A 14,956-nucleotide genomic window follows, 5' to 3' on the forward strand; every position below is an offset into this window, starting at 1 on the left:
ATTGTGTACCGATTCCGCCTTGTTCCCTCAACTCGCGGCTGAGATCGTCTGGTTGGCGCGGGCGGCTGGATCGGTCCCCCCGCGGTGTTCGAGGCACCACTGCGGCAGTCGATACAGGGGGAAATGAATGATCGTCGTCACCGGAGCGGCCGGGACCGTCGGATCGGATGTCGTCACCCGCCTGCGGGCGCAGGGCGCTCACGTCCGGGCGCTGGTGCGGGCAGGCTCGGCGGTACCGGCCGGGTGGGACGCCGGTGTGCAGGTGATAGCCGCCGATTTCACCGACCCGGCCTCGCTGGACGTGGCGCTGGCCGACGCCGACGTCGTCTATCTGCTGGTCGCGGTCCACCCGGAGATGGACGCGCACGAACGGAACGTGATCGACGCCGCCGTACGCACCGGGCGGCACCCGCGGATCGTGCTGCACGCCGCCGCCGGGGTCGGGCAGCATGGCGAGGGCGTGCGGTTCCTCACGGCGCACACCGCCGGGTTCGCGCACCTGGGCGCGTCCGGGCTCCCTTGGACGGTGCTGGCGCCGAACGGTTTCTTCCAGAACTTCCTGGGCATGGCCGAGGCGGTGCGCAGCGGCCGGCTGGCGCTGCCGGGCGGAACAGGCGCGGTGTCCTACGTCGACACGCAGGACGTCGCCCAGGCCGCGGTCGCGGTGCTGACCGGCGACGGCCACGAAGGCGCCTTCTACACGCTGACCGGCCCGGCCGCGCTGACGCACGCCGAGATCGCCGGGGTGCTCGGCCAGGCGGCCGGCCACCCCGTGACGTACGAGGCGGCGGACCCGCAAGCGGCTCTCGCCGGGCTGCTCGCCGACGGGTGGGATCCCTGGCGGGCGCAGGGCATGGTCGAGTTGTACGGGCTGTACGCGGCCGACGGCGCGTCGGCCGTCACGACGGACGTGGAGAAGCTGACCGGCCGACCGGCACGGTCGTTCGCCGCCTTCACAGCCGAACACGCGGCCGCCTGGCAGAGCGGGGCGGACCACTGAACAGCCAGACAGGCCAGCCGCGTCGTGTGGTGGTGGGCATCAGCGGCGCGACCGGCATCGCCTACGGCGTTCGCGTGCTGGAACTGGCCCGCAAGACGGGCGTGGAGACGCACCTGGTCGAGACCCCCGCGGGCCAGCGGACGAGGGCGTACGAGACGGATCTGAGCGCCCGTGACCTGGCCGCCCTCGCAGACGTCAGCCACCGGCCCGCCGAGGTGTCTCAGCCCCAGGGTGTCTCAGGTGGCACTTCTGTGGACGAGAGGCGTTCGCCGCCGATGGTTCAGGGAGCCGAAGAAGGAACAGGGCCGGTGCGGCCGTCAGCGCGGCACATATAACCTGCGCGAATGAAGCGGATTCAGCGGGCCGCTGGCGCGGTCGTCGGCTCAGCGGTGGGTGACGCCCTGGGCGGCCCCTTCGAATTCGGTCCCCAGGCAGCGTTCTCCGCGCGGTTTCCCGCGCCTGGTGCCGGTGGCGAGATGTGCGGAGGCGGTGGCTGGGACCCCGGCGAGGCCACCGACGACACGCAGATGGCCGTCCTGGTCGCGGAGTCGCTGCTGGAGCAGGGCGGACTGGATCTTCCGGACATCTTCGCCCGCTTCCAGCGGTGGGCAGCATCAGACCCCAAGGACATCGGCCTGCAGACCGAAGACGTCCTGACCAACGGCATGCCCTGGGACCTCGCCGCCGCGATCCATTTCCAGGTCAACCAACGAGCGGCCGGAAACGGCTCCTTGATGCGGGCATCGACCTCCGCAGTCCACTTCGCGGCCGCCGGCCAAGAAGCCACCATGGACGCCGCGCGCCGCATCGCTGCTCTCACCCACGGTGACCGCGCGGCCTGGGAAGGAACCGCGATCTTTCACGAACTCATCCGCGTCACGTTCGAGGACACCGACCCCCTCACCGCGCTCCCGGACATCCTGGCCCATGTCCACCCCGACCACCGCAGCCGCTACGCCACCGTCCTCTCGCCCGACTGGCACCCCGATCAGGCAACCGAGTTCAACGGTGCCGTCTGGCCCTGCCTGGGCTCCGCCGTCTGGGCCCTGCGCACCACCACCAGCTTCGAAGACGCGATACGCGCGGCAATCGACCTCGGCGGCGACACGGACACCGTCGCCGCGGTCACCGGAGGCCTCGCGGGGGCGTACTACGGGCTGGACGCAATCCCCGCCCGCTGGACCCAGCCACTCCATGTCCCCCTCCCAGGCTTCGACGCACGGGTACTGCACCTAGCAGATCTGCTCCACCTTGCACACCGCCTCGGATGCTGAACCGGATGCTGCTCCGCGACGGCACTCTCCACGAACTCCAGCCCTCAGCAGCAGTCACCTGACCAGTGGCTCCGCAAGGAGGACGACTCGATCGGCTTCGACATCGAACCCGAGCACTGGATGACCATGGCCGTGTCCGCAAAGTCAGGGCAGCCAGAGTCGTAGGCAGGCAAGGGTGACCAGTGCCTGGCGGGCGCGCTTGTCGTAGCGGGTGGCCAGGGCCTTGTGATGCTTGAGCCTGTTGAAGCAACGCTCGACGACGTTGCGACGCCGGTAGGCAGCCCGGTCCAGCCGGCACAGGCTCTCGCCTCGGCGGAGGCGGCCGTTGATCTGGTCGATCCGCTCCGGGATCACTGCCTTGATGCCGCGTCTGCGCAGGTAGGAGCGGATCGTCGTCGATGAGTAGCCTTTGTCGGCGCCGACCCGCTCGGGTCGGGTCCTGGGCCGTCCGGGCCCGCACCGGCGGACGCTGATACGGGCCATGACCTGCTCGAACTGGGTGCAGTCGTTGACGTTTCCGGCGGTGATGGTGAAGGCCGGCGGTCGACCCTGTCCGTCGCAGGCGAGATGGATCTTCGTGGTCAGCCCGCCGCGGGACCGGCCGGTCGCCTCACCCGGCCAGGGCCCCCTTTTCGAGCCCCGGCCGCATGCTGGTGGGCCCGCACGGTGGTGGAGTCGACACACACGACCGCAGCCACTTTCCCCCAACCACTCCCCCGGTGCGGGACTCCAGCAGCAGCTCATTGCCCCGCCTAACGCTCCCCACCCCGCCACTCCCTGCCTATCCAAATCCCGCCCCCGGCTACCAACATCTGGCTCCCGTTCCGACATCGCGTCAGAAGGGGGCCAGAGCCGTTTATGCGCCGTCTTGGAAGTGGCCTCCCTCGTTGCCAGCGCCGCGCGGCGCTGAGCCGGGGGCGAAGACCCACTCCCTCAGCCTTCCTCGCCTGGTAGGAGGGGACGGAACGCAGCAAGGGCTGCTTCCCAGTCGGATGCGACCGGGTCTTCCGGAGGAAGGGAACGCCCCAGGTCTTCGGCCGCGTGCAGCACGGCGGAGGCGAGTTCCGGAACGGTCGTCCGAGCGACGACGCCGTTCTGCCTGTGATGGAGAGACCGTTCTTGGTTCGTCGTACGACAAGACCGAACGAGGTGTCGGCACCGGTGCAGGTGAGCACGCGAGCGTTGCCCGTAAGAAAGCCGCGCAGGTTGTCCAGCAGCTGGACGACCGAGCGATAGATCATCATGCCTTGGTCGTCGGGGATGTGGCCGGCTGAGTCTGCCGTGCCGGAATCTCCGGTGAAGGCCATGTCGCCCATATCGAAGCCGCTGGCGTCGCCTTGGCCGGGTCGTACGGTGAACTGCACAGTGATCACGGGGTGTAGCTCTTTCCTACCGGGAAGAAAGTGATGATGCGGTTTCCGTCGTGGGAGCCGACGAGGAGCCGGTAGCGGGCCGACATGCCGTTCACGGTCATCCTCATTTCGAAGGTCTGCATCCGGCGTGCGGGGTCCGACACTCGCTGGCCTCGCTGGACCATTGTCTTCGCGGCCTTCTCCACCTGCTCGCGGGTGGTAGACGGAGGCAGGAGATCGCCGTGGCCGCCTTGGGCGGTTCCCGAGATGTGCCGCTCGTCGATATGGATCCAGCCCTCCTTGGGATTTCCGGTCTCTAGTGCTGTGACCGCGAAGGTTCGCCGGGTTGATGGTCGTGGCGGTTGGATGTGAGGTGAGGTCCGATCCCGACCGCTCGACGCGCGGTGGCTGAGCCTGTCCGTGTGCGCAGACTGACCGACCAAGAGGGACAGAAGCTGCAGCAGATTGTGCGCCGCGGCAGCACCAACTCTGGGTGTTATCGGCGTGCGCGATGCTGCTGGCATCGGCCGGCGGGAACCGGGTACCGGTGATCGCGCAGCTGGTGCAGGCCGCCGAGGACACCGAGCGGGATGTCATCCACCGGTTCAACGAGATCGGCCTGGCCTGTCTGGACCCTCGGTGGGCGGGAGGCCGTCCCCGCCTGCTCAGCTCTGACGACGAAGACTTCGTCATCCAGACGGCCACCACCCGACCTGCCAAACTCGGCCAACCCTTCACCCACTGGTCACTGCGCAAACTGGTCGCCTACCTGCGCAAAGTGCACGGCCGCTTCATCCGCATAGGCCGCGAGGCATTACGCTGCCTGCACGCTGAGGCAGTTCACCATCGCCAACTCCCCCACCCCAAACACACCGTCCAGACCTGGGCCCTGCACGCCTACCTGCGCTGGCGCAACGCCAACGCACGCCACCCCGACATCCTGGCTGCCCAGCGCAAGGAACGCGCCCGCATCCGAAGCGAGAAGGGCATCCGCTGGGGCGGGCGATCACTCAAAGCCGCGTGACGAAGTGGTACCGGATCACGGCGCCCTCACTGCGTCTGCCGGCATTCCGGGGCGAGAAATCCCCGGGCGATGGCATTGAAGGCATGCGGCGCCGTCAAGGGCAAGAGATGCCCGGCATGCGGAACGACGGACAGGTGGGCCTTCGGGATGGACGCCGCGGCCCGTCGGGCATCCGGCAGACTGACGCGATCCCGCTTCCCGCACAGCACAAGCGTGGGAACGGCGATCTGCGGAAGTACGCAGGAGAGGTCGCTCGTCTGCAGAGCATCCAGCACGTCGATCCACCCGTTGCGATCGGGCAGGTCGGAGACCGCGCGGACCAGCCAGCCGGGGCGATGCCGTTCGATCCGAAGCCGACGCTGTGACGTCGTGCCCGGTGCGATCTCAGGCCCCCCGGAAAGAATCAACCGGGCAACGAGGTCCGGATTCTCAGCTGCGACACGCGCGGCCACGATCGCCCCAAGAGAGTGGCCGCACAGGTGAACCGACCGTAGCTGGCGGGCGATCTCGGTGACGGATTCGACCGCCGCCGTCAAGCTGAACGGGCCCGGCGAGCCACCGAACCCCGGCAGATCAGGTGCAACGACGTGAAAGCCATCGGACAACGCTCCCGTCTGACGTCGCCACATCCGACCGCCTTGCCCGGCACCGTGCACCAAGACCAGCGTCGGCCGATCAACCTCGCCAGCCTCCAGAACATGCGTCCTCATGATCACAAGATCGCAGCCCCACAGGCGCCAGACCACCCCCAGCCGCAGCCCGGCGAACCTATCCGGTCAGAGCACTAGTCGTGGCCGGCTTTCCGCCTGCCGGACTGCCTCGCTGCGCCGTCGCTGCGAGCGCGCCGTACGAGTGATGGCTGGGTTGCTGCGCTACGAGCGGGCGGGTGATGCGTCACCTCGTGTCATGCTCCTGTGGCCACTGGCCGGTGATCTTGCCGTCGGGTGTCAGGGTGAACCGGGTTCCGTCCATCACCGTCGTGGCAGTGGCTCGCGTACCGTACGCCTTCATGGTGAAGTCCTCCGCTTTGCCCATGTGTACATGCGCCTCAGCGGCGTTGCTCAACGAGTTGACCCGCATCTGCACTCCCCAGTGGTTCACCTGCGGCTTCTCCCGCCACGGCCCCCAGCTGCTCTGCGGCAGTAACCCTGCGCCTCGGCCTGAGAACACATACCAACTCGCAAGACCAAGCATGATCGCAGCAGCGAGGAGCGCAAACGTAGTCGACCGGCGACGGATGCGGGAGGAGTGAGCCACTTGATGGGTTCCTTCATGGTTCGGGAAGGGCTTCGCCGCAGTCCAAGACGGTCCCCGGCTTGGCCGCGTTCCTGCTTGCCAGCTCCCAGCGGGGCCCAGCAGGACGCCGTCAGCTGCTGCACGACGGGAAGTTCGACATCCTGCCTGTGGCAGGGGGCGATGTGAGGACGCCGGCGACCGCACATATCGCGACGTCGCCTTCGACACGGTGCTGTCGGCCGTCCCAGCCTGCACGGCATCGCCGGCGAGCGTGCCACCGGCGGTCCGGCACACCACATCACCACCTGAGTCGCCGTCAAGACCGGTTACCGGTTGAGCGTCGGCCCGGCTGAGCAGGCCGGCCCTCGCGGGTACCTCGCGGTGTACCCTGGCCCGTCCAATACCGTAGCCCTCGCCCGCTGAACGCACCGAGGCGCCTATCGCCCAGAACGTCCCGTAAGGAACGCTAGTTCCACCGCGCAGGCCTCAAGCACTTCGACCAACCTGCGCACCTCCACAAGCTCATCGGCCACTGCGCCGACCCCTGTGGCCATCACCCCGAGTACGACTACCGGCCAAGACAAGGCCGCCTGCGACGCCCGGGTGAAAGCAGCACGCGACGCCGGAACCCACAAGCCGGTCACCTGCGTCAGCTGGAGCTCGAAGCTCTCGGTCGCCAGCGGCCGGGCCGCCATCACACCCTGGCCGACCCCGGACTGGCGCGACGACCACGGTGCCGACAAGACCTGGTAGGTCACCCGGTTCAAGGCCTGCGGCGTCTTCTCGGCCGACCTGGCCGTGCATGACGGCCGCACCGGCGAGGTGGCAGGCAGGACGCACTACGGATAGCGCTGCTCGAGGAGCCCGACGTGTCGGCGATAGCGCGTGCCAAAGCCCCTCCTGCGCTCGACGTCACCCCTGAATGCCATCTGGATATCTGCAGCAGCGTGCCGAAACCGCAAAGGGTTCTTCGCGAAGAACCCTTTGCGAAGAACCCTTTGCGGTCTAGAGTGCGCGACATGGCTGACATCAGCGCGGGACCGGATGGGCCGCATGCCGAAGCGGACGCGGTTGTCCTGGACGCCAAGGGGCTGCGCGCCCTGGCGCACCCGGTGCGTGTGCAGTTGGTCGGGCTGCTACGGAAGTACGGCCCGTCCACGGCCACCCGCCTCGCGGAACGGCTGGGCGTCAACTCCGGGACGGCCAGCTACCACCTGCGCCAGCTCGGCGCTGCCGGCTTCGTGGAGGAGGACGCGGAACGGGGCAACGCGCGAGAGCGCTGGTGGCGTTCGGTGCATCGAATGACGGAGTTCAACGACCGGGACTTGGCTGATCGCGAGCCCGAGGCTGCACTGGCCTACCTGCAGTCTGTCGCCGCCACCTACACGCTGCGCACTCAGCGGATGCTGAACGAACTGCAGACCATGCCCCGTGCGTGGCGGGACACCTTCGACATGAGCGATTGGGCTCTGCGGCTCACACCCGAAGAGGCCGTCGCCCTGCGTCAGGAGTTGAGGGCCGTCATCGCCCGGTACCGGAGCGATACGCCGGAGGAGGCGGCGCGTGCCCCCGAGGGGGCCGAGCGGGTCGCCGTGGTTACGCATCTCCTGCCCGAGCTGGATGCGCTCTCCCATTCAGCCATCCCTTCCGGTTCTCAGGAAGCGGCAGGAACGGAGACGTCGTGACGGAGAATGTCCCGGACGCTGACGGCATACCTGGCAAGCGGTCCCTACGGCCGCTGGGCGGGGTGCTGGCGGCCATGGCCGTGTCGCTGACCGGTACGCGGATCTCGGCCGTGGCACTGCCCTGGTTCGTTCTCGTCACGACGGGCAGCGCCACCCAGACAGGCCTGGTGGCCTTCTGCGAGATGGCTCCCTACGTGGTGGTCAAGGCGTTAACCGGGCCACTGGTTGACCGGATCGGACCGCGCGTCGTGTCCTGGACCACGGATCTTGGCAGCGCAACCGCCGCCGCTGCGGTTCCCCTGCTCCACGCCCTGCACCTCCTGTCCTTCCCCCTCCTGCTGGCCTTGGTCGCAATGATCGGCGCCGTGCGCGGCCCCGGCGACCTTGCCAAGGTGGTCATGGTCCCGGAAGCCGCTGAGCGTGGCAGGGTGCCGCTGGAACGGGCAACCGGGCTGTCCGGCGTGACCGAGCGGCTAGCCAGCACCGTTGGCCCGGCGGCCGGCGGTTCTCTGGTGGCGCTGCTGGGTCCCCTGACAGGGCTCGTCGTCAACGCCGGCTGCTTTGCTCTCGGCTCGGTGATCATCGCACTGGCGCTGCCTCGCGGCATCGGGCACGCAGTAGAAGAGGCCTCATCGCAAGCTGGGGAGACGGGATCAAGCTACTGGCGACGGTTCGGTGAGGGCTTCATCTTCCTGCGCAGCGAGCCATTGCTGCTCACCGTCATCGTCATGGTGGGGATCACCAATTTGCTGGACGCAGCGTTCGCCACGGTGCTCATGCCCGTTTGGGCCAAAGAGTCCGGCAACGGACCCACCGCAATCGGCCTGACGGGCACCGTGATGGGAGCCGCTGCGGTCGGCGGCAGCCTGATCGCTGCCATGGCCGCGCACCGGCTGCCGCGCAGGGCGGTGTTCTTCACGGGGTTCCTGCTGGCCGGGGCACCGAGATTCCTGATCCTCGCCTCCCACGCCCCGTTGGGGGCGGTACTGGCCGTCTTCGCCATCAGTGGATTCGGTTCGGGCTTCCTCAACCCGGTGCTGGGGGCCATCCTCTTCGAACGGGTGCCGCGCCGGATGCTGGCTCGCGTCAACGCGCTCGGCGACTCGCTGGCCTGGGCCGGCATCCCTCTCGGTGGCCTGCTCGCCGGGGCGGCGGTCGCCTCTGTCGGACTTGTGCCGGTACTGCTCGCCTCCGGGGCCGCATACTTCCTCACCACGAACCTGACCGGACTGCGGCCGGAGTGGCGCGAGATGGACCGTCCGGGCGGGCGAGGCGTCCTGAAACGGCACTCCGAGGACGACGCTTCACAGAACGGCGCGAATGTCACAACATGACGTTCATGGGCCGCTTCAGTGGCATGCCGCTGAAGCTCTGACGAGGGCGCATGCTTCCGCATGCCGTCGCAACGCCGGATAACAGGTGATCGTATTCAGCGCCCCCGAGGCGGCCGGTGGAGCAGCACCGTGTACGTCGTCTGCGGCCCCGCACCCACCGCGACCTGATGCCCTGCCGACCCTGCCGGCACGGCGGTCCCCGACGCTCCGGTCGCCGGGGCGGCCTTGCCAGAGGTACTCGAACCGGAAGACGCACTATGCGAACAGCCCGCAACCAACAGGCAGGAGAGCGCACCGGTGGCACGGCCCGGCGAATGGAACCCATGGTGAACCCCTACTGGACGAGCGACAGCTGAGCAGATGCTCCCCACCCCATGTGCCGCTCTACCTCGCGGGGGCCGCCTCACCCAGCAACTCGCCACGAGCGCCGCAAACACCGGGAAGAGGTGACACGACTGCGAACCGCGCTGGAGACGGCTCACGGCGAACCACTCCCCCTGCGCCGCCAACTCGCAGTCCGACAGTGAACCGGTTCAATACGCCTTTTACCGCAAAGGGAAGCCGGTCTCCGGTGCCCTCCGCACGCTTCCCCTCCGGCATGCACGAGGTCGAGCTGGTGAGTCCACTGAACGTTGTCCCCGTCACTGCAGGAGTCCTGTGGCAGGTGACGTTCACAGCGGTAGCCGTCTCACCTCCGGCCGGCGACTGGGCCGGAGCTCCCTGGGGACGTGTGGCGTGGCGGTTGTTCCGCGGCTGGGCCAGGCGATGTCGTCAACGGCGAGAAACGGCTCGTCGGCCACGGCCGCGGGGGTTGCCCCGGTGAACGCCATGACGTCCCGATGCAGGTGGGACTGGTCGGCGTAGCCGGTGTCGGCCGCGACTCGGGCCGCGCTCTCACCCGCGACCAGGCGGTGGGCGGCGTGGTCGAAACGGACCAGCTGTTCCGGCCCGCGACGAACATCTCGGAGAAGATGGGCGTGCTCCCGCGTATCGAGGAGCAGGCCACCGGCACGAACCGGTCGACCGTCTACCGGGAGGGCGCACGGCGTCCCGTCCGGGCGAACCTCTCCACGATCTTCAGCGCCACCTCCGACCGGCACATCGAGATCATGCGCGACGACGTCGAGTACATCTTCGGCGACTCGATCACCGCGATCTCGCCCGATGGCGAGGTGCGGTTCGAAGAGGCCGCGCCACGCCGCTTCGACCTGGTCCTCGGCGCGGACGGGCTGCACTCCAACGTGCGCCGCCACGCTTTCGGCGACGAGTCCCGCTTCAGCGCCTTCACCGGGGCTTACTTCGGGGTGCTGACCCTGCCGAACATCTCCGACCTCGACGGCGAGCTCCTCATCCACGTCGGCGCCGGCCGCACCGCCGGCATGTACGGCGCACGGCACCTCGGCGACGCGCGGGCGTTGTTCCTGTTCCGCAGCGAAGGCGAACTCGACTGTCACCACCACGACGTGCCCCGGCAGAAGGAGCTGCTGCGCGGTGCGTTCGCCGACATGCACGCCCATGTGGACCGCTGGCTGGACGAACTCGACCGCACCCCGGCGTTCTACTTCGACTCGATCACCCAGCTCCGCATGGACACCTGGTCGCGAGGAAGGGTGACGCTCGTCGGCGACGCGGGCTACTGCCCCGGGCCGGCCGTCGGCGGCAGCACCACCCTGGCCGTCGTCGGCGCGTACGTCCTCGCCGGAGAGCTGGCGCGCGCGGGCGGCGACCATGAACGCGCCTTCACTGCCTACGAGCGCGTGATGGCGGAGCATGTGCGCGGCAGCCACATGGCCGCGCTGAGCGCGGCGAAGACCCTGATCCCCATGTCCCACCTCGGCGTGTGGGAACTGGCCCAGGGGGCCCGCCTGATCTCTGCCCTGCCCGCAGGCCCCAGCCGCGCCCTCCTCCGCCTGACCACCAAGAGCGCACGCCTCTACAACTCCATGGCCGTCGACAACTACCCGCCGTGGCCCACCGCATCGCGAGCCCGGGTCGGCCTCGCGGGCGACGTCGGAGGCGGGCTCGGGGTGGAGTGAGGGATGCTCGTCGGCCGTCTGCCTGACCGACAGCTCCAAGATGTTCGTACCCAACAGGACACGGACCGCGCGCACTGCTCGGCCGTCAGAGTCGACCAAACCCGGGACAGCCGACGCACGTTGGCCACCGCCACCGGATCCGGATCCGCGATCCCGCCGAAGTGCGGCAATCCCGGCGGCCGGTACCACAACCGTATGCCGTGCTGGTCACAGCCGCGCCTGAGGGCCTCGCTCTTGAGCTCGGCGGCGTTGTCCCCAGACAGCTCGCGCGGCTTGCCGATCACCGGCCGGACCGGCTCCACCCTCAGCCGCTCCAGCCGCAGCCGCTCGTCGCAGGCCGCGTGCGCCAGGCACAGCCCGACCGGGGCCGCCGACGGCGCCTGCAGCGTCGCTACCAGGCCCACCGCACACCGGCTCGCCACATCGATCGCCGCCGTCGAATGCGGCCGTCCGATCGGCAGCCGGTGCTGCTCGTCCACCACGGCTCGAAGTGGATCAGCCGTTTGGGTACGCCCAGCCCGGCCCACGTCCACCGGCGTGTGGTCGGCCTGGACCTGCTCCAGCAGACCGGTGACCGCGGGCGGCATGCCCCCGGCGGCTGTGACCGACGGGCCGCCTCGTCACCCTCCCGTGCTGCGACCGAGGACGCCGGGTCCAGCCGGGCGTTCCGCCGCACCACCGTTGCCCGCGAGGGTACCGGCAGGCCACGAAGGCGGCACTGGCGCTCGATCTCCCGGTAGACGGCCGCCACGGTCCGGCGCTGCCGGGCCAGGTACCGCCTGCGCAGCACCTCTGCAACGATCGCCTGGAGATCGTCGGACAGCCGGCCCCCGCCTCGTCCGCCGCTGGACCGGCCCGGCTGCAGGTCCGTCACCACAGTCTCGCCCGCGCGCCACCGCCCGAGCAGCACGTACAGCTGACAGCGGGATATCCCCAGCATCGCGGCCGGCCTCGTCCGCGTCCGCCAGCCCCACCCTGTCTGTTCTCGGCGAGCGGTCCGATCACCTCGGCCTGCCGCACCGCGGTCTCCCACACCTCGGCCGGAGCGGTCAGCACCCCACGCTCGGCCACCGGTCCCTCCGCCACCCGGCCCCCTCCGCAACGCGCACACGACTACGGACCCACTCGACCGCAGTGCACGCGACGGCGAACATGCACACCGGGCGGCGCGCCATTTCCCAGGTGACCACCCGTGAAACAGCGCGGCCAGGATCCGGAGTGCTGGGAGTTCCCGCTCAGGCGTGCCGACCAGGAGCGGGTGTGGGCTGGATCACCGTTGAGGCTGACCTCAGGTCAGGGTGGAGGCTCATCGCATCGGCACGACGCCGAACCGGGCACAACCGATCTGAAGGAGCAAACATGTTCACCTACATTTCCGGCAAGGGCCACGACCGTCCGGAACTGCAGAAGGCGATCGAGGAGTTGGCCGGGTCCGGTTTCCTCGGGATCCAGCTGCGGGTGAGCGACGAGCGGGGCGAGTGGGCCGGCAGCGCCGGCGTGCGCGAGCTGGGTCAGAGCGGCAAGGCGCTGACGGACGGGCACTTCCGCATCGGCAGCAGCACCAAGAGCTTCGTCGCGACCTCGGTACTCCTGCTGGTGGCCGAGGGCAGGATAGGCCTGGACGCCCCGGTCGATGACTACCTGCCCGAGTTCGCGGTTGACCGGCGGATCACGGTGCGGATGCTGCTGCAGCACACCAGCGGGATCTTCAACCACACCGGCGAGCTCTATGAGGACGGGACGATCGTGCTGGGGGTCCCCTGGCGGGGCAAGGAGTGGGTGGACAACCGGTTCAAGACCTACCTGCCCGAGGAGCTGGTGCGGCTGTCGTTGTCCAAGCCGGCGCGGTTCGCGCCAGGGACGGGCTGGAGCTACGCCAACACCAACTACGTGCTGGCCCGGCTGGTGGTCGAGAAGGTGACGGGCCGTTCGTTCGCCGAGGAGTTGCGGCGGCTGGTCCTGGGGCCGCTGGGGATGACCGGCACCGTGGCGCCGGGCGCCTCGCCGGAGATCCCCGCGCCACACAACCACGGCTACTACCGCTACGAGGACGCCGGGCAGGAGCGGACGGTCGATGTCACCCGTCAGAACCCGTCCTGGGTCGGAGCCGGTGGTGACATGATCTCGACCACCCGGGACCTGCACACGTACTTTTCCGCGCTGATGGGCGGCAAGCTCCTGCCGGCCGAGCTGCTGACCGAGATGCGCACACCGGAGGCGACCGCCGGCTACGGCCTGGGGGTGTTCACTCAGGAAACGGAGAGCGGCACCGTCTTCCACCACAACGGCGCCACCATGGGCTCGGCGGCGCTGATGTACGGCAACTCCGACGGCAGCACGACCCTGACCGCCGGGCTGACCTGGGTGGACGACGCCGAGATGTCGATAGCACCGCTCTTCCAGAGCGCCCAACAGCGCTTCCTCGCCGAGGTGTTCTGCGGCAACCTGGGCCGATGAGCAATGGAGTCACGATAGGGCAGGCGGCGGCGTTCGTCGGCGTCACAGTGAAGACGGTGCGGCACTACCACAAGCTCGGCCTGGTCGCGGAGCCGGAACGTGACAGCTCCGGCTACCGGCGATACGGATCCGGCGAGCTGCTGCAACTGGTGCAGGCACGAACGCTGGCCGCCGCAGGTGTACCGCTGGCCGAGATCGGACCGATGCTCGACGCCGACGCCACGCGGTTCGGGGCCGCGCTCACCGACGTCGAGCAACAGCTCACCGAACGCATCGATGAGCTGGTCGCCCGCCGCGACACACTGCGCCGGCTCGCCGACGGCGACCGGGCCCTGCTGCCCGACCGTGCCTGCGTGGTCCTGGACCGGATGCGCGGCCTCGGCTTCGGCCCCGACTACGTGGCCGCGCAACGTGAGGCCCTGGTCCTCGCCCGGGCGCTGGTGCCGGAGGGCTTCGACGGCTTCCTGACCCAGCTCGAACACGGCCTCGACGACCTCGAATACGTCGACCTGGCCAGGCGCGGCTGGGAGGCGGAGACCTGGGAACCGGACGACCCGAGGATCGAGGAACTCGCGACCGCGATGGCCGACCGCTACCTCGCCAACCCCGCGCTGCTGGGGGATCACGCCAGCCTGCGGGCATGGGCCAGGGCTTCGGCCCAGTACAAGCTGATCAACAACCATCGTGAGGACCAGGCACCGGTCGCGGCCCGGCTGACCGCGCTCACCGAGGCCAAGCTCCGCGCCGCGGGCATACCCGTGCCGCACCGATGACGGCATCCTTGTGCCACCGAGAGTTCGGCTCTCGATTGACGAGGTGATCTGGCAACGACTCGGACAACGCCACGCTGGCCTCGTCTTGGAGGCGGAGGCGTTTGACCAGCTCAAGGAAGAGGTCCGCCGCGAGCACCGGCAGGAACTGGTCGAAATGATGCTGGCGGGGCGCGATGTGGTCATGGACTACAGCTTCTGGAGTCGCGCCGATCAATTGGCCCCCACCGGACATGGCATCAGCCCGGCCAGGGAACCGCCGGGTATGCCGAGACGGCGGACGCGCCGGCCGTCCAGTAGGAGGAAGTCACCTTCGACGCAGTCCACCGCGACGTGCTGCAGTGGGTTCCTGCCGGGCCCGCCCGCATCCTGGATGTGGGCGCAGGGACCGGACGCGATGCCGCCCCGTTGGCGGCCCGTGGACACAGCGTCGTGGCTGTCGAGGCGACTATGGAGCTGAGAGCGCATGGACAGCAATTCCACGCAGATCGTGAGCCGACACGCGATGGCCAGGATCGCAGCGTTGCTGCTGCCTGGTGGCCGGTTCTTCGTCAAACTGCGCCACGGCCCTGTGCCCGATGGCCGCCACATGTTCGCCGTGTCCGCTGCTGAGACAGTCGAGCTGGCCAATACGTACGGCCTGCAGATGGTCCACCGCAGCGAGCGTCCCGATCTCCACGGCCGTGACAGCGTCCGGTGGAGCTCTCTGGTGCTCCAGATGAATGACGCCGACAACTCACCCAACTGTGCCTTACGGTCCGGCCGGTCGACCTCGATCACGATGACAC

The 14,956-nt window shown here is 68.9% G+C and carries 12 protein-coding genes and 3 pseudogenes; 10 read left to right on the top strand and 5 right to left on the bottom strand.

Annotated elements, in window-relative coordinates; genetic code table 11:
* Nucleotides 1-127: 127 nt before the first annotated feature.
* The 3 genes from ACZ7HQ_RS36575 to ACZ7HQ_RS36585 are packed head-to-tail and all read left to right on the top strand — an operon-like array spanning nucleotide 128 to nucleotide 2,274.
* Nucleotides 128-1,000: an SDR family oxidoreductase gene (locus ACZ7HQ_RS36575; RefSeq protein ID WP_470999456.1), complete on the top strand. Its 873-nt coding sequence runs from the start codon at nucleotides 128-130 to the stop codon at nucleotides 998-1,000.
* A 26-nt stretch (nucleotides 1,001-1,026) separates the two neighbouring features.
* On the top strand, nucleotides 1,027-1,335 hold the full coding sequence (locus tag ACZ7HQ_RS36580) for a flavoprotein (protein WP_470999458.1): 309 nt from the start codon (nucleotides 1,027-1,029) through the stop codon (nucleotides 1,333-1,335).
* 9 nt (nucleotides 1,336-1,344) lie between these two features.
* Nucleotides 1,345-2,274: an ADP-ribosylglycohydrolase family protein gene (locus ACZ7HQ_RS36585; protein WP_470999461.1), complete on the top strand. Its 930-nt coding sequence runs from the start codon at nucleotides 1,345-1,347 to the stop codon at nucleotides 2,272-2,274.
* 144 nt (nucleotides 2,275-2,418) lie between these two features.
* Here the strand turns inward: ACZ7HQ_RS36585 and ACZ7HQ_RS36590 are convergent.
* Nucleotides 2,419-2,963 (bottom strand): annotated as a pseudogene (locus ACZ7HQ_RS36590) (IS5 family transposase); the annotation flags it as partial.
* Nucleotides 2,964-4,030: 1,067 nt separating this feature from the next.
* On the opposite strand from ACZ7HQ_RS36590, the pseudogene ACZ7HQ_RS36595 reads away from it, so the two are divergent.
* Nucleotides 4,031-4,650: pseudogene (locus tag ACZ7HQ_RS36595) on the top strand (helix-turn-helix domain-containing protein).
* A gap of 26 nt (nucleotides 4,651-4,676) precedes the next feature.
* Here the strand turns inward: ACZ7HQ_RS36595 and ACZ7HQ_RS36600 are convergent.
* A complete protein-coding gene (locus ACZ7HQ_RS36600; RefSeq protein ID WP_470999464.1) occupies nucleotides 4,677-5,360 on the bottom strand; it encodes an alpha/beta fold hydrolase in 684 nt (227 codons plus the stop codon).
* Between the two features lie 184 nt (nucleotides 5,361-5,544).
* Nucleotides 5,545-5,751, bottom strand: coding sequence for a hypothetical protein (locus ACZ7HQ_RS36605; RefSeq protein WP_470999467.1), 207 nt, complete (start codon nucleotides 5,749-5,751; stop codon nucleotides 5,545-5,547).
* Nucleotides 5,752-6,489: 738 nt separating this feature from the next.
* Here ACZ7HQ_RS36605 and ACZ7HQ_RS36610 point away from each other — a divergent pair.
* The 3 genes from ACZ7HQ_RS36610 to ACZ7HQ_RS36620 all read left to right on the top strand — a co-directional run bounded on the left by ACZ7HQ_RS36610 (nucleotide 6,490) and on the right by ACZ7HQ_RS36620 (nucleotide 8,905).
* Nucleotides 6,490-6,639: a hypothetical protein gene (locus ACZ7HQ_RS36610; RefSeq protein WP_470999468.1), complete on the top strand. Its 150-nt coding sequence runs from the start codon at nucleotides 6,490-6,492 to the stop codon at nucleotides 6,637-6,639.
* A gap of 266 nt (nucleotides 6,640-6,905) precedes the next feature.
* A complete protein-coding gene (locus ACZ7HQ_RS36615; RefSeq protein WP_470999470.1) occupies nucleotides 6,906-7,571 on the top strand; it encodes an ArsR/SmtB family transcription factor in 666 nt (221 codons plus the stop codon).
* Nucleotides 7,568-8,905: an MFS transporter gene (locus tag ACZ7HQ_RS36620; RefSeq protein ID WP_470999472.1), complete on the top strand. Its 1,338-nt coding sequence runs from the start codon at nucleotides 7,568-7,570 to the stop codon at nucleotides 8,903-8,905. Before ACZ7HQ_RS36615 ends, ACZ7HQ_RS36620 begins: the two co-directional genes overlap by 4 nt.
* 671 nt (nucleotides 8,906-9,576) lie before the next feature.
* On the opposite strand, the pseudogene ACZ7HQ_RS36625 reads toward ACZ7HQ_RS36620, so the two are convergent.
* Nucleotides 9,577-9,846: pseudogene (locus tag ACZ7HQ_RS36625) on the bottom strand (helix-turn-helix domain-containing protein); the annotation flags it as partial.
* Between ACZ7HQ_RS36625 and ACZ7HQ_RS36630 the strand changes: the two are divergent.
* The gene (locus ACZ7HQ_RS36630) at nucleotides 9,745-10,941 is read left to right on the top strand and encodes a Rossmann-fold NAD(P)-binding domain-containing protein (RefSeq protein WP_470999474.1); all 1,197 of its coding nucleotides are present in this window, start codon (nucleotides 9,745-9,747) and stop codon (nucleotides 10,939-10,941) included. The pseudogene ACZ7HQ_RS36625 and the gene ACZ7HQ_RS36630 sit on opposite strands and share 102 nt — an antisense overlap.
* Nucleotides 10,942-11,332: 391 nt before the next feature.
* On the opposite strand, the gene ACZ7HQ_RS36635 is transcribed toward ACZ7HQ_RS36630, so the two are convergent.
* The gene (locus tag ACZ7HQ_RS36635; protein ID WP_470999476.1) at nucleotides 11,333-11,881 is read right to left on the bottom strand and encodes a DNA-binding domain-containing protein; all 549 of its coding nucleotides are present in this window, start codon (nucleotides 11,879-11,881) and stop codon (nucleotides 11,333-11,335) included.
* Nucleotides 11,882-12,300: 419 nt separating this feature from the next.
* Here ACZ7HQ_RS36635 and ACZ7HQ_RS36640 point away from each other — a divergent pair, with 419 nt between their 5' ends.
* Nucleotides 12,301-13,398 (top strand): serine hydrolase domain-containing protein, encoded by a 1,098-nt coding sequence (locus ACZ7HQ_RS36640; protein ID WP_470999478.1) that lies wholly within the window; start codon nucleotides 12,301-12,303, stop codon nucleotides 13,396-13,398.
* Entirely contained in the window at nucleotides 13,395-14,171 is a 777-nt protein-coding gene (locus tag ACZ7HQ_RS36645; protein ID WP_470999481.1) for a MerR family transcriptional regulator, read from the top strand. The genes ACZ7HQ_RS36640 and ACZ7HQ_RS36645 overlap by 4 nt, the downstream gene beginning before the upstream one ends.
* The last annotated feature ends 785 nt before the right edge of the window (nucleotides 14,172-14,956 follow it).

This window comes from Streptomyces sp. NPDC037290 (assembly GCF_055603245.1).

Coding starts and splice junctions, on each gene's coding strand:
- ACZ7HQ_RS36635 (WP_470999476.1), bottom strand. CDS start 11,881: ATGCTGGGGATATCCCGCTGTCAGCTGTACGTGCTGCTCGGGCGGTGG.
- ACZ7HQ_RS36585 (WP_470999461.1), top strand. CDS start 1,345: ATGAAGCGGATTCAGCGGGCCGCTGGCGCGGTCGTCGGCTCAGCGGTG.
- ACZ7HQ_RS36645 (WP_470999481.1), top strand. CDS start 13,395: ATGAGCAATGGAGTCACGATAGGGCAGGCGGCGGCGTTCGTCGGCGTC.
- ACZ7HQ_RS36615 (WP_470999470.1), top strand. CDS start 6,906: ATGGCTGACATCAGCGCGGGACCGGATGGGCCGCATGCCGAAGCGGAC.
- ACZ7HQ_RS36575 (WP_470999456.1), top strand. CDS start 128: ATGATCGTCGTCACCGGAGCGGCCGGGACCGTCGGATCGGATGTCGTC.
- ACZ7HQ_RS36630 (WP_470999474.1), top strand. CDS start 9,745: ATGCAGGTGGGACTGGTCGGCGTAGCCGGTGTCGGCCGCGACTCGGGC.
- ACZ7HQ_RS36600 (WP_470999464.1), bottom strand. CDS start 5,360: ATGAGGACGCATGTTCTGGAGGCTGGCGAGGTTGATCGGCCGACGCTG.
- ACZ7HQ_RS36640 (WP_470999478.1), top strand. CDS start 12,301: ATGTTCACCTACATTTCCGGCAAGGGCCACGACCGTCCGGAACTGCAG.